General features: G+C 66.0%; 11 protein-coding genes. 8 read left to right on the top strand and 3 right to left on the bottom strand.

The features are described from left to right. Positions 1-305: 305 nt before the first annotated feature. Genes ACXI0D_RS04505 through fdnG form a run of 3 tightly spaced genes read right to left on the bottom strand, consistent with a single transcriptional unit; the run spans position 306 to position 4,946 of the window. Positions 306-953 (bottom strand): formate dehydrogenase subunit gamma, encoded by a 648-nt coding sequence (locus tag ACXI0D_RS04505; RefSeq protein WP_014038337.1) that lies wholly within the window; start codon positions 951-953, stop codon positions 306-308. Next, a complete protein-coding gene (gene fdxH / locus ACXI0D_RS04500) occupies positions 950-1,867 on the bottom strand; it encodes a formate dehydrogenase subunit beta (protein ID WP_012481154.1) in 918 nt (305 codons plus the stop codon). Before fdxH ends, ACXI0D_RS04505 begins: the two co-directional genes overlap by 4 nt. 10 nt (positions 1,868-1,877) lie before the next feature. After that, a complete protein-coding gene (fdnG, locus tag ACXI0D_RS04495) occupies positions 1,878-4,946 on the bottom strand; it encodes a formate dehydrogenase-N subunit alpha (RefSeq protein ID WP_147416415.1) in 3,069 nt (1,022 codons plus the stop codon). A gap of 290 nt (positions 4,947-5,236) precedes the next feature. Between fdnG and gmk the strand changes: the two genes are divergently transcribed. From gmk to ACXI0D_RS04455, 8 genes are all read left to right on the top strand, one after another. Further along, positions 5,237-5,902, top strand: a complete 666-nt coding sequence (gmk, locus tag ACXI0D_RS04490) for a guanylate kinase (RefSeq protein WP_014038334.1) — start codon at positions 5,237-5,239, stop codon at positions 5,900-5,902. Between the two features lie 110 nt (positions 5,903-6,012). Beyond that, entirely contained in the window at positions 6,013-6,312 is a 300-nt protein-coding gene (gene rpoZ, locus ACXI0D_RS04485; protein ID WP_005410877.1) for a DNA-directed RNA polymerase subunit omega, read from the top strand. A 106-nt stretch (positions 6,313-6,418) separates the two neighbouring features. After that, complete coding sequence (locus ACXI0D_RS04480) at positions 6,419-8,581, top strand: RelA/SpoT family protein (RefSeq protein WP_005418955.1); 2,163 nt, start codon at positions 6,419-6,421, stop codon at positions 8,579-8,581. A gap of 289 nt (positions 8,582-8,870) precedes the next feature. Then, a complete protein-coding gene (locus ACXI0D_RS04475; protein WP_005410875.1) occupies positions 8,871-9,257 on the top strand; it encodes a RidA family protein in 387 nt (128 codons plus the stop codon). A gap of 7 nt (positions 9,258-9,264) precedes the next feature. After that, the gene (gene recG / locus ACXI0D_RS04470; RefSeq protein ID WP_101766018.1) at positions 9,265-11,376 is read left to right on the top strand and encodes an ATP-dependent DNA helicase RecG; all 2,112 of its coding nucleotides are present in this window, start codon (positions 9,265-9,267) and stop codon (positions 11,374-11,376) included. A gap of 463 nt (positions 11,377-11,839) precedes the next feature. Further along, the gene (locus ACXI0D_RS04465; protein WP_049442726.1) at positions 11,840-12,778 is read left to right on the top strand and encodes a nucleoside hydrolase; all 939 of its coding nucleotides are present in this window, start codon (positions 11,840-11,842) and stop codon (positions 12,776-12,778) included. Between the two features lie 87 nt (positions 12,779-12,865). Continuing rightward, positions 12,866-13,108: a type B 50S ribosomal protein L31 gene (locus tag ACXI0D_RS04460; protein WP_010484049.1), complete on the top strand. Its 243-nt coding sequence runs from the start codon at positions 12,866-12,868 to the stop codon at positions 13,106-13,108. Between the two features lie 295 nt (positions 13,109-13,403). Beyond that, positions 13,404-14,681, top strand: coding sequence for a citrate synthase (locus ACXI0D_RS04455; RefSeq protein ID WP_053461289.1), 1,278 nt, complete (start codon positions 13,404-13,406; stop codon positions 14,679-14,681). Positions 14,682-14,776: the final 95 nt, after the last annotated feature.

The following is a 14,776-nucleotide window of genomic DNA, read 5'->3' as shown; positions in this document are numbered from 1 at the left end:
ATTTGAAATGGTTGGGGTCAGATCCGTTTTCCATAGGAAAACGGATCTGACCCCATCGGTTGTTGCCGTGTTCATCGTGTCGACCAAGGTCGACACCCACCAACAGCACCGGGAAACTGTTGAAGGCGGAGTGGGTCCGGTTGCGGGGGTGTCCGCGGCATGGATGCCGCGGCCAAGCCCCCATGGACGGGTTTACGGCGTCCCCCGCAACCGGACCCACCCCGCCATCTCGCAGGAGACCTGTCTTTGACGTTGACGTTGACGTTGACGTTGCTTCTGCGGGTGCAGGGCCGCAGGCCCTGCCGCTACCCCTGTTCCCGCCGTCCGCGCAGGATGTCCCGGAACCACTGCCGGTGGTGCTTGTACGCCCACCCGTAGGTCACCTTGCCCTGGGTCATCGCCCGCACCGAGCCCTTGATCCAGATCGCTGCATAGATGTGCACCACGATCGCGCACACCAGCACCCAGCCGAACAACGCATGGGCGAGCACCGAGAAGCGGATCACCCCGATCGGGAAGAAGTGGCTGAAGTACTGCCGCCAGATCACGAAGCCGGTCAGCAGCAGCGCCGACAGGCAACCAATGATGGCCCAGAACAGCAGTTTCTGGCCGGCATTGAAGCGGCCCACCGGCGGCAGCTTCTCATCCTCGTTGCGCAGCACATCGCGCATGCCGCGCATCCACTTGCCATCGTCGGCGGTCGGCAGATTGTCGCGCCACATACGGAAAGCCAGCAGCGCAAAACCCACCACCATGGCCAGGCCGATGAACGGATGCAGGATGCGCGTCCATGGTCCGCCGCCGAACAGCTGGGTCAACGGGAACAGGGCAGGGTGGAACAACGCCAACCCGGACAGTGCCGTCAGCACGAAGCAGATCGCCACGATCCAATGATTGATGCGGGTCGGCGCGCGGTAGCGGATGATCTGCCGCGGGTGCGGGGCGTACTTCATGGCCGCTGCTCCTCTTCGATCTTCTTCGCCTCGTGCTCGGCTTCCTCTTCTTCCTCGTCATTGACCGTGTTGCGGCCGATGCCGATGTAATGCAGGAAGCCGGCGAAGGCGGTAGCGGCAATTGCAAGCACGCCCAGCGGCTTGGCCACGCCCTTCCAGACTTCCACCATCGGGCTGATACGCGGGTCCTTGGGCAGGTCGGCGTACAGCTCGGGCTTGTCCACATGCTGCAGCACGTACATCACGTGGGTGCCGCCCACACCCTGCGGGTCATACAGGCCGGCGTTCTCGTAGCCACGCGATTTCAGGTCCTCCACGCGGCCGGCGGCATGCTCGGTCATCGCCTGCTTGCTGCCGAAGGTGATCGCACCGGTCGGGCAGGTCTTCACGCAGGCCGGTTCCTGGCCCACCGCCACCCGGTCCGAACACAGCGTGCACTTGTAGGCCTTGTGGTCCTTCTTGGAGATGCGCGGCACGTCGAACGGGCAGCCGGTCACGCAGTAGCCGCAGCCGATGCAGTTCTCTTCCTGGAAGTCGACGATGCCGTTGGCGTACTGGATGATCGCGCCCGGCGACGGGCAGGCCTTCAGGCAGCCCGGGTCGCTGCAGTGCATGCAGCCTTCCTTGCGGATCAGCCACTCCAGCTTGCCCTTCTCGTCCTCGTACTCGCGGAACTTCATCACCGTCCACGACTGTTCGCTCAGGTCGGGCGGGTTGTCATAGCTGCCGACGCAGCTGCCGACCTCGTCGCGCAGGTCGTTCCATTCCATGCAGGCGACCTGGCAGGCCTTGCAGCCGATGCACTTGCTCACATCGATCAGCTTGGCGACCTGGCCGGTGTGCGCACCGCGCGCCTCCGGCGAGGGCGTGGTGGTGGCCGAGCGGCGGATGATGTCCAGGGATTGCAGTGACATGGCGTGTCTCCTACACCTTCTCGACCTTGACCAGGATGCACTTCGATTCGGGGGTCTGCGAGTTGCCGTCACCGATGGCGTTGGTCAGCGTATTGGCGATGTATCCGGGCTTGGCCGCACCCAGGAAGCCCCAGTGGATCGGCACGCCCACCTGGTGCACGGTCCGGCCATCGATCTGCAGGGCCTTGATGCGCTTGGTCACCATCGCCACCGCTTCGATATGCCCGCGCTTGGAACTGACCCGCACGCGGCTGCCGTTGTTGATGCCCAGCTCGTCGGCCAGGGCCGCGCCGATCTCGACGAACTGCTCGGGCTGGATGATCGCGTTGAGCTTGCCGTGCTTGGTCCAGAAGTGGAAATGCTCGGTCAGGCGGTAGGTGGTGGCCACATGCGGGAACTCGTCCGGGGAGCCGATCTGTGCGCGATCGCTGGCGAACACGCGTGCCGCCGGGTTGTTCAGCGTCAGTGCCTGCCCCGGGCTGAGCGGGTTGCTGCGCAGCGGGGTGTCGAACGGTTCGTAGTGCTCCGGGAACGGTCCCTCGGCCATGCCGGCCTTGGCGAAGAAGCGGGCGATGCCTTCCGGATTCATGATGAACGGGCCCATGCCGCCGGCGGGATCTTCGTCGGCCTTGAAGTCCGGCACGTCCACGCTGCCCCAGTTCTTGCCGTTCCAGGCCAGCAGCGTGCGGCGCGGATCGAATGGTTGGCCAGCCACGTCGCACGACGCGCGGTTGTACATCACGCGGCGGTTGGCCGGCCACGCCCAGGCCCAGCCCAGCGTGTTGCCGATGCCGGTGGGGTCGCTGTTGTCACGCCGCGCCATCATGTTGCCGGTCGGGCCCCAGGCGCCGATGTAGATCCAGCAGCCGGAGGACGTGCTGCCGTCGTCGCGCAGGTCGCCGAATGCGGCCAGCTGCTCGCCAGCCTTGCGCACCAGCTTGGTCGGGTCCTTCGGATCGAACACGTCGGCCAGCGCCTTGCCGTTGTATTCCATCGCCAGTTCTTCCGGCGTCGGCAGTTCCGGGTTGGAGTACTTCCAGGCCAGGTCGCGCACCGGCTCCCACCATGCACCGCCATCCTTCTCGTACATCGCCTTGATGCGATGGAACAGCTCGGACATGATCTCGATGTCGCTGCGCGCTTCACCCGGCGGATTGGCCCCCTTCCAGTGCCACTGCAGCCAGCGCGAGGAATTCACCACCGCGCCGTTCTCCTCGGCGAAGGAGGTGGTCGGCAGGCGGAATACTTCGGTCTGGATCGTGCTCGGGTCGACGTCGTTCAGCGCGCCATGGTTCTGCCAGAAGGCAATCGTCTCGGTTTCCAGCGGGTCCATGCTGACCATGAACTTCAGCTTGGAGAACGCACTGATCAGCTTGCCCTTGTTCGGCGCCGAAGCCAGCGGGTTGAAACCCTGGCAGATGTAGCCATGGATCTTCCCCTCGTTCATCAGCTCGTACGCCTGCAGCATGTCGTACGGCTTGTCGAGCTTGGGCAGGTGGTCGAAGCACCAGTTGTTGTCGGCGGTGGCGGCGTCGCCCCACCACGACTTCATCAGGCTGACGTGGAACTTCGGGTAGTTCTGCCAGAACGACATCTGGTTGGCGCGCAGCGGCTTCTGCGTGCGCTTGGCGATGTAGGCGTCGTAGTCCTGCTCGTCCTGTTTCGGCAGGGTCAGGTAGCCGGGCAGCAGGTCCGACATCAGGCCGATGTCGGTCAGGCCCTGGATGTTGGAATGCCCGCGCAGCGCGTTCATGCCACCACCGGCCACGCCGATGTTGCCCAGCAGCAGCTGCACCATGGTGCCGGCGCGCACGTTCTGTGCGCCGATCGAGTGCTGCGTCCAGCCCAGCGCGTACAGGATGGTCATCGCCTTGTCCTTGCCGGCGGTGGACGCGATCATCTCCCACACCTGTCGGATGCTGTTGGCCGGCGTGCCGCAGATGCGTTCGACCATCTCCACGGTGTAGCGCGCGTAGTGCTGCTTGAGCAGGTTGTAGACGCAGCGCGGGTCCTTCAGCGTCGGGTCGCTGCGCACGAAGCCATCGTCACCGTACGCGTAGTCCCAGCTGGAGCGGTCGTAGCTGCGCTTCTCCTCGTTGTAGCCCGAATACAGGCCGTCCTTGAAGGCGAATTCGTCCTTCACCAGGAACGACATGTCGGTGTAGTTCAGCACGTACTCGTGCTGGATGCGGTCCTCGGTCAACAGGTAGTTGATCAGGCCGCCCAGGAACACGATGTCGGTGCCGGTACGGATCGGCGCGTACACGTCGGCCACGGCGGCCGAGCGGTTGAAGCGCGGATCGACCACGATCAGCCGGGCCTTGTTGTGTGCCTTGGCCTCGGTCACCCATTTGAACCCGCACGGATGCGCCTCGGCGGCATTGCCACCCATGATCAGGATCAGGTCGGCATTCTTGATGTCGACCCAGTGATTCGTCATCGCACCACGGCCTAGCGTCGGGGCAAGACCTGCCACCGTCGGGCCGTGTCAGACACGTGCCTGGTTGTCGAATGCCAACATGCCAAGGGAGCGCACGACCTTGTGGGTCAGCACCGCGGTTTCATTGCTGGTGGCCGAGGCGGCCAGCATGCCGGTGGTCAGCCAGCGGTTGACCGTCTGCCCGGCCTCGTTCTTCTGCACGAAGTTGGCATCGCGGTCTTCCTTCATCAGCCGCGCGATGCGGTCCAGCGCATCGTCCCAGCTCAGCCGCTTCCACTCGTTCGAGCCCGGTGCGCGGTACTCGGGGTAGAGCAGGCGCGACTTGCTGTGGATGATGTCGGCCAGGCCGGCACCCTTCGGGCACAGCGTGCCGCGGTTGACCGGGTGGTCCGGGTCGCCCTCGATATGGAAGATGCTCGGCTCGGCATTCTTGGCACCGTCGCCGAGGCTGTACATCAGGATGCCGCAGGCCACCGAACAGTACGTACAGGTGTTGCGGGTCTCGGTCGCGCGGGTCAGCTTGTACTGCCTGACCTCCGCGAGCGCGATGCCGGGCGCGAAGCCCATCAATGCCAGGCTGGAGCCGACCAGGGTTGTCCCGGTCACTTTCAGGAACTGGCGGCGGCTCATCGATGGCATGCCGTTCTCCTGGGATGGCGGGGAGGCGCAGGCCTCCGGGCTGTCGTTGGGTACGGCCCGGTTATAGCACAGGCCCCCGGATGCCCATGTGGCACAAGGCCCGGCGCCTGCCGGACGGGCGCGCAACCGGGCCGCTCTGGTAAAGTTGCGTGCCCGCCCCCCGGGGAAGCGTCTGCCGGGCCTGGTTCCAGGATGTTCCGCGCAGCCCCCGCCGTCCTGGCGCGATCCTCCGCGCCGGATCTGGAACATCGAGGAAAAATCTTGCGAAATCAACCCGTTGGATCCCCCGCATGAGCGCCCCGTCGAAGCCGTCGGACGCCGTTGCGCGCGGCACGCTGTACATCGTCGCCGCCCCGTCCGGTGCCGGCAAGAGCAGCATCGTCAATGCCACCCTGGCGCGTGACCCGCAGATCGCCCTGTCGATCTCCTTCACCTCGCGCGCGATGCGCCCGGGTGAGGTGAACGGCCAGCACTACCATTTCGTCTCTGCGGAAAAGTTCGAGGAAATGATCGCCGCTGGCGACTTCTTCGAGCATGCCTGGGTGCACGGCGACTGGAAGGGCACCGCCCGCCAGTCGGTGGAACCGCAGCTGGCCGCCGGCCAGGACGTGCTGCTGGAGATCGACTGGCAGGGCGCGCAGCAGGTGCGCCAGCTGGTGCCGGGCACGGTCACCGTGTTCATCCTGCCGCCGTCCAAGCAGGCCCTGCAGGACCGCATGCGCAAGCGCGGCCAGGACAGCGAGGCGGTCATCGCCCAGCGCCTGGGCGCGGCCCGCGATGAGATGCTGCACTTCAACGAGTTCGACTACGTCATCGTCAACGAGGTGTTCGACACCGCGGTGGACGAGCTGTGCGCCATCTTCACCGCCAGCCGCCTGCGCCGGGAGGCCCAGAAGGTCCGCCACGCCGGCCTGATCCAGGCCCTGCTGACCCCCGATCCGGGCGCAACTGACTGATTCCAAAAGAATCGGGTAGGGGTTGGCTTGATTTTGTCCAGCCCCTGCCAGTACACTCCGTCCCCTTTCCCTCATTCGACTGAGCGGCCGACCGGTCGCCGGGAGCCCGTATGGCCCGCATCACCGTAGAAGATTGCCTGGAAGTCGTTAACAACCGTTTCGAACTGGTCATGATGGCTTCCAAGCGTGCCCGCCAGCTCGCCAACGGCGTGCAGGCCACGCTGGACAACAGCGAGACCGAGGACAAGCCGACCGTGCTGGCGCTGCGCGAAATCGCCGCCCGCAAGATCGACAACGCGCTGATCGACGAAGTCGAGAAGGCCGAGCGTGAGCGCGCCGAGCGCGAAGCGCTGGAGTGGGCCGCCGCGGAAGTGGTCGCCGACGAAGACATGTCCAAGAACGACGATTGATCGCATCGATCAACGTAATCGTTGGATGTGCCGAACAGCCCGCCCCGTGCGGGCTGTTTCGCATTCAGGATTTGCCGTAAACGTCGCGCTGGAATAGGCTGCGGGCATGAACCCAGGCCCCACTGCCAAGGTCGCCGCAGCCCCCACTGCCGCCGTACCCGACTACGTCCTCCAGCTTGAACGCGCCGCCCATTACCTGCCGCCGGAACAGCTGCCGCTGTTGCGCCGTGCCTGGGAAGTCGGAGCCTCCGCGCACGCTGGGCAGACGCGCAAGTCGGGCGAGCCCTATATCACCCATCCGGTGGCCGTGGCCCAGGTGCTGGCCGAGCTCGGCCTGGACGTGGAAGCGCTGATCGCCGCGATCCTGCACGACACCATCGAAGACACCCCGCTGACCCGTGAGGCGCTGGCCGCCGAGTTCGGCGAAGCCGTGGCCGAACTGGTCGACGGCGTCACCAAGCTGGACAAGCTGAAGTTCCGCGATCGCCAGGAGGCTGCCGCCGAGAGCTTCCGCAAGATGCTGCTGGCGATGTCGCGCGACCTGCGCGTGATCATGATCAAGCTGGCCGATCGCCTGCACAACATGCGCACGCTGGGCGCGCAGAGCCGCGAAGCACGCGGCCGCATCGCCCGCGAAACGCTGGAGATATACGCGCCCATCGCCCAGCGCCTGGGCATGAGCCTGGTCAAGAGCGAGCTGCAGAATCTGGGATTCAAGGCGCTGTACCCGTGGCGCCACGCCATCATCGAAAAACACATCCGCAGCCAGCCGGTGGTGCGCCGCGAAGCGATGGCGCAGGTGGAGGTGCAGCTGTCGCAGCGCCTGGCCAAGGAGGGGATCGAGCATCGGCTGATCAGCCGCATCAAGACCCCGTGGAGCATCTACAACAAGATGCGCGACGAGAACAAATCCTTCGACCAGGTGATGGACGTGTTCGGCTTCCGCCTGGTCGTGCGCAGCGTGCCCAGCTGCTACCACGCGCTGGGTTCGGTGCACGCCACCTTCAAGCCGCTGGATGGGCGCTTCCGCGATTTCATCGCCATTCCCAAGGCCAACGGCTACCAGTCGCTGCACACCGTGCTGTTCGGGCCGTATGGCTCGCCGATCGAAGTGCAGATCCGTACCGAGGAAATGGACCTGATCGCCGAACGCGGCGTGGCCGCGCACTGGACCTACAAGTTCGGTGGCGATTCGCCCAACAGTGCACAGAGCCGCGCCCACGCCTGGATCGTCGAGCTGATCGACTCGCAGCGCGCCGCCGGTTCCTCGCTTGAGTTCCTCGACAACGTCAAGGTCGACCTGTTCCCGGACGAGGTCTACCTGTTCACCCCGAAGGGCAAGATCCTCGCCCTGCCGCGCAACTCCACCGCGCTGGACTTCGCCTACGCCGTGCACACCGACGTCGGCAACATGGCGGTGGCTTCGCGCGTGGACAAGAAACTGGTGCCGCTGCGCACCAAGCTGGTGTCGGGCCAGTCGGTGGAGATCATCACCGCGCGCTCGGCCACGCCGAAACCGCAGTGGCTGGAATTCGTGGTCACCAGCAAGGCACGCACCGCCATCCGCCACCAGCTCAAGCAGCTGGAGCATGAAGACGCCGTGCAGCTGGGCCACCGCATGCTCGACCGTGCGCTGGAAGCGATGGATTCGTCGCTGGAGCGGCTGCCGAAGGGGCGCCTGGATGCGTTCCTGGCCGAACACCGCTTCCCGCGCCTGGAGGCGCTGCTGGCCGAGGTCGCACTGGGCAACTGGATGCCGACCCAGGCCGCGCAGGCGCTGATGGCCTACGCCGAACTGCGTGGCGGCCCGCACTCGCGCCACCATTCGCAGGAAAAGATCCTGATCAACGGCAGCGAGCGCGGCGTGGTGACCTTCGCCGGCTGCTGCCAGCCTATTCCGGGCGACGAGATCATGGGCTACCACACCGCCGGCAAGGGCATCGTGGTGCACCGCATGGACTGCCCGAACCTGGCCGAACTGCGCAAGTCGCCCGAGCGCTGGGTGCCGATCGGTTGGGACACCACCGTCTCCGGCGACTACGACACCTCGCTGGTGGTGGAAGTGGAGAACGGCACCGGCGTGCTGGCGCAGCTGGCCGCCGCCATCGCGCAAAGCCACTCCAACATCGAGCGCGTGGACTACCTGGACCGCGACTTCAACGCCGCCGTGCTGGCGTTCAACATCCAGGTCCGCGACCGCAACCACCTGGCCGAAGTGATGCGCCGCCTGCGCCGCCTGTCGGTCGTGCAGTCGGTACGCCGCCAGTAGATCCACGCCATGCGTGGATGATTGCGTGCTCGCCGGGAATGGCCCGTCGTTACCGGTTGCATCGCAGTAGATCCACGCCATGCGTGGATGTTCCCGGTAGTGCCGGCCGCTGGCCGGCAACCTCGCGATGTCGGCAAACGTTCATGGAGTTGCCGGCCAACGGCCGGCACTACCATCACCGTGCGGGGGCAGAGCCGTTTCCCGCCGGGAAACGGATCCGACCCCAGCCGATACCGCCCCCACCCGGTACAATCACCGCTCTGTTTTCCCCCAAGCACCGGAGCGACCCATGTCCCGCCAGATCATCAACACCGAAAAGGCACCCGCCGCCATCGGCCCGTACTCGCAGGCCGTGCGCGCCGGCAACACCGTGTACTTCTCCGGCCAGATCCCGCTCGACCCGGCCACCGGCGACATCGTCGGCGCCGGCGACGTCGAAGCGCAGGCCCGTCGCGCCTTCGACAACCTCAAGGCCGTGGCCGAAGCCGCCGGCGGCTCGCTGGACAAGGTCGTGCGCCTGGGCCTGTACCTGACCGACCTGGGCGAGTTCGCCAAGGTCAACGCGGTCATGCAGGACTACTTCCAGGCCCCGTACCCGGCCCGTTCCACCATCGAAGTCTCCGGCCTGCCGAAGGGCGCCAACTTCGAGGTCGACGCGGTGATGGTCATCGACTGACCGCCACGTGGCACGCAAGGCGGCGGTCACCCCGGTCCTGTCACCGTCCGGCGAAGCATCCCTGGCGATGCTTGCGGGCGTGGGCCCGGCCGTGGCCGCCAAACTGCAGGCGCGTGGCCTGGCCACCCTGCAGGATCTCTGGCTTCATCTGCCGCTGCGCTATGAAGACCGGACCCGGCTGACCCGCATCGAAGACCTGCGCAACGGCGTGCCGGCGCAGGTGGAAGGGCGGGTGGTCGCGGTCGAGCGCGGCATGCGCTACCGGCCGATGCTGAAAGTGGCGATGGAAGACGAAGGGCAGGGCACCCTGGTGCTGCGCTTCTTCCATTTCCGCCAGCAGCAGGTCGGCCAGTTCGCGGTCGGCAACCGGCTGCGCTGCTTCGGCACCCCCAAACCCGGCCATCTCGGCCTGGAAATCGTCCATCCCAGCTACCAGGTGCTGGGCCGCAACGACGATCCCGAACTCGGCGACCGCCTCGACCCGGTGTATCCCACCGTCGAAGGCGTGGGCCCGATGACGATGCGCAAGCTGATCGGCCAGGCCCTGGATCGCCTGCCCGAGGAAAGCACGCTGGAACTGCTGCCCAGCGGCTGGCTGGATGGCCTCGGCCTGCCGTCGCTGCGCAGCGCGCTGCTGACCGTGCACCGGCCACCGCCGGATGCCGATCTGGCCGCCTTGGCAGCAGGTACCCACCCGGCGCAGCGTCGCCTGGCGATGGAAGAACTGCTGGCCCATCACCTCAGCCTGCGTCGCCAGCGCATTGCCTTGCAGGCGCACCATGCGCCGCCGCTGGCCGGCCCCGGCAAGCTGGCCAGGGCGCTGCTGAAGCAGCTGCCGTTCGCCCTGACCGGCGCACAGGCGCGCGTGTTCAAGCAGATCCGTGAAGACCTCGCGCGCCCCAGCCCGATGCTGCGGCTGGTGCAGGGCGATGTCGGCTCCGGCAAGACCGTGGTGGCCGCACTGGCCGCGATGCTGGCGGTGGAGCAGGGCAAGCAGGTCGCATTGGCCGCCCCCACCGAACTGCTGGCCGAGCAGCATCTCAACAATCTGCGCGGCTGGCTGGAACCGCTCGGCGTGCGTATCGCCTGGCTGGCCGGCAAGGTCACCGGCAAGGCGCGCGCCAAGGTGATGGAACAGGTCGCCAACGGCGAAGCGCAGGTGGTGGTCGGTACCCACGCGCTGATGCAGGAGGCGGTGGTGTTCCAGGATCTGGCCCTGGCCATCGTCGACGAACAGCACCGCTTCGGCGTGCACCAGCGCTTGGCGCTGCGCGACAAGGGCGCGGGCGGCAACAGCGTGCCGCACCAGCTGGTGATGACCGCCACGCCGATTCCGCGCACGCTGGCGATGTCCGAGTACGCCGACCTGGATGTCTCGGCCATCGACGAACTGCCGCCAGGTCGCACCCCGGTGCAGACCGTGGCACTCAACAACGACCGCCGTCCCGAACTGATCGAGCGCATCGCGCTGGCCTGCCAGGAAGGGCGGCAGGTGTACTGGGTGTGCACGCTCATCGAGGAAAGCGAAGAGCTCGACGCCACCCCGGCACAGGCCACCTACGAGTCGCTGCAGGCGCTGCTGCCGGGCGTGCGCGTCGGGCTGGTGCATGGCCGCCTGAAGGCCGCCGAGAAGCTGGCGACGATGGTGGCGTTCAAGGCCGGTGAGATCGACCTGCTGGTGGCGACCACCGTGATTGAAGTGGGCGTGGACGTACCGAATGCCTCGCTGATGGTGATCGAGAACGCCGAACGCCTCGGCCTGGCGCAGCTGCACCAGCTGCGTGGCCGCGTGGGCCGTGGTTCGGCCGTGTCGCGCTGCGTGCTGCTGTACCAGGCACCGCTCTCGCAGATGGCGCGCGAGCGCCTGCAGACCATGCGCGAAACCAACGATGGTTTCGTCATCGCCGAGAAGGATCTGGAGCTGCGTGGCCCGGGTGAACTGCTGGGCACCCGCCAGACCGGCCTGGCCGGTTTCCGCATTGCTGATCTCGCGCGCGACGCCGGCCTGCTGCCTGGCGTGCATGACCTGGCCGAGCGCCTGCTGGACCAGCAGCCCGCGCTGGCCGACCGCGTGGTGCAGCGCTGGATCGGCACCGCCGTGCGCTACGCCTCGGCGTAAGCGGCGGGGTCAGAGCCCTTTGCACAGCAAAGGGCTCCGACCCCATCCCCGGGACGCTCATCCACGCATGGCGTGGATCTACTGCACGCTGCGCGTGTGAGTCGAGCATGGCTCGACTCTACAGAGAGCCGATTCGATCAATCCGTGGATGTGTCGACCAAGGTCGACACCTACCAGAGCAGAACGCCGTTCCGACAGGCCGCGGGAAATTGTCGAAGGCGGGGTGGGTCCGGTGGCGGGGGCGTGAGCGCCATGGATGGCGCGACCGAGGCTACATGGACGTATTCACGCCGTCCCCCGCCATCGGGCCCACCCCGCCATCCCACGGATAGCCAGCTTTTGCTCTTGCCGTTGCTCCTGCCTCGGCGGGTGCAGGGCGCAGCCCTGCCAGAACCCCCACACCCGTACTTGCAACGGTCATCATCCCGGTCCACACTTCGTTGCCGATCTGAAGACGGCAACGATGACCCACAAGATCCCCCTGTTGATCGACACCGACCCCGGTGTGGACGACGCCCTGGCCCTGCTGATGGCCTTTGCCGATGAACGGCATGACGTGGTCGCCCTGACCATCGCCGCCGGCAATGTCGGCCTGCAGTACACCGTCCGCAACGCCCTCAAGCTCTGCGACATCGTCGGCCGCGCCGACGTGCCGGTGTTTGCCGGAAGCCCGGATCCGCTGCTGCATCCCTCCGTCGACGCTGCCCATGTGCACGGCCGTGATGGTTACGGCGACGTGGACCTGCCGCCGCCGAGCCGCCAGGCTGAGGCCGAGCACGCTGCGCTGGCCATCCTGCGCCTGTCGCACGAGCATGCCGGCGAACTGATGCTGGTGATGCTTGGCCCGCTGACCAACCTGGCGCTGGCATTGAAGCTGGACCCGACCCTGCCCCAGCGCATCAAGCGCATCGTGGTGATGGGCGGGGCGGTCACCTGCCACGGCAACATCACCCCGGCGGCCGAATTCAACATTGCCTTCGATCCGGAAGCGGCGCATGTGGTGTTTACCTCGTTCAAGCACCTGCTGGTGTCGGACTGGGAGGCCACCGTCGCCCACGGCCTGCCGCTGGAAGAAGCCGAGAAGTGGCTGCAGGCCGACTCCGATCGCGCCCGCTTCTACGAGCTGATCTCGCGCAAGACCCGTGGCCTGTCCGAAGACAGCAAGGGCGGCCGCTGGTACACCGCCGATGCGGTCGCCATGGCCTGGGCGCTGAACCCGGAAGGGCAGCTGCAGGTCGAATCGCGGCCGCTGAACGTGGAGCTGAACGGCACGTTCAGCCGCGGCGCCACCATCGTCGACTGGAACCGCCAGACCGGCCAGCCGGACAACTGCGATCTGCTGATGGCCTACGACCAGCAGCGTTTCGAGGCCCTGGTGCGCCAGGCCCTGGGCGCGGACTGAAGCCGATTGACCGGCACCGGTTGCCCCGGCGGCAACCGGTGCTTATAATGCCGCTCTTGACCACCAGCCCATTTACGGTGTGAGCCCATGAAGGCCGATATCCATCCGAACTACCGCGACGTCGTCTTTCATGACGTCACCTCCGATTTCAAGATCCTGACCCGCTCGACCATGGCGACGAAGGAAACCATCAAGTGGGAAGACGGCAACGACTACCCGCTGGTGAAGGTTGAAATTTCCTCTGCTTCGCACCCGTTCTACACGGGCAAGCACAAGGTCATCGACACCTCGGGCCGTATCGACAAGTTCCAGAAGCGCTACGCGCGCTGATCTGTCGATCCAGCTTCGAACCGACGGCCGCGCTCTGCGCGGCCGTTTGTTTTCCCCAACGCCTACCCAACGGGCGTTTGGATGGACGGAACACTGCGTTCGTGTGACAACGCTTTTGCCGATCCGGGCCGCTTGCTGGCCGGGTTCTGGCCGCCTGCCGTCTACGACTTCTGTCTAGCGCCGGGCAAATGCTGCTGTGCGATAATGGCGTGATCCCCGGCACAGGCCGAGGACGTCATTCACGTGCCTGACCAATGCGCTTGGGCAGGCGCCTTCCCATGAAGGAGCGCACACAGTGTCCGATCTTGATCAGGTCACGCTCAACGCCGGCGATAAGTCCGTCGTTCTGCCCGTCATCAAACCCACCCTTGGCAACGACTGCGTCGACATCGCGAAGCTGACCAAGGAAACGGGGTTCTTCACCTACGATTCCGGCTTCACCGCGACGGCCAGCTGCAAGTCCGCCATCACTTACATCGACGGCGACAAGGGCGTGCTGCTGTACCGCGGCTACCCGATCGAACAGTTGTCGGAAAAGTCGAGCTACGTCGAAGTGGCCTACCTGCTGATCAACGGCGAGCGCCCGAGCGCCGAGCAGCTGAAGGCCTTCACCGATGAGCTGACCGCCGAAGCCAACGTCGATGATTCGATCAACACGCTGATCGGCAGCTTCGCCAAGGATGCCCACCCGATGGCCATCCTGGCAGCCGCGATCGCGCAGCTGTCGGCCATCTACCACGACTCGCTGGACCTGTCCGACGCCGAACAGCGCCGCCAGGCCGCCGTGCGCCTGATCGCCAAGGTGCCGACCCTGTCGGCGCTGATCTACCGCCACGGCAAGGGCCTGCCGGCCAACAAGCCGGACACCTCGCTGGACTACGTCAGCCGCTTCCTGAAGCAGACCTTCGAGTCGGCTGACGGCCAGTACGATCTGAACCCGGACGTGGTCAAGGCGCTGGACCTGCTGTTCATCCTGCACGCCGACCACGAGCAGAACGCCTCGACCTCGACCGTGCGCCTGGTCGGTTCGACCGGTGCCAACCCGTACGCGTCGGTCGCCGCCGGCGTCACCGCGCTGTGGGGTCCGGCCCACGGCGGTGCCAACGAAGCCGTGCTGAAGATGCTGGAAGAGATCGGCACCGCCGACAACGTCGAGTCCGCCGTGGTCAAGGCCAAGGACAAGACCTCCGGCTTCCGCCTGATGGGCTTCGGCCACCGCGTCTACAAGAACTTCGATCCGCGCGCCAAGGTCATCGGCGAGATGACCAGCAAGGTGCTCAAGCAGCTGGGCGTGCAGGATCCGCTGCTGGACGTGGCCGTGAAGCTGGAACAGGCCGCGCTGCAGGACGAGTACTTCGTCGCCCGCAAGCTGTACCCGAACGTCGATTTCTACAGCGGCATCATCTACAAGGCGCTGCAGATCCCGACCGAAATGTTCACCGTCATGTTCGCCCTGGGCCGTACCTCCGGCTGGGTCTCGCATTGGCTGGAACAGCAGGTTGACCCGGAAATGAAGATCGGCCGTCCGCGCCAGGTCTACACCGGCAGCGACGTGCGCGACTACCAGGGCTGATCGCCCCGCGTAGGTTGTGCCGAGAACGCCCCGCGTCCGCGGGGCGTTTTTTTTGGAGCGGACCTGGTAGGTGCGGACCGTTGGTCCGCACGATT

It is taken from the genome of Stenotrophomonas sp. C9D9, from assembly GCF_056491205.1.
This window is presented reverse-complemented; position numbering and strand designations above follow the sequence as displayed.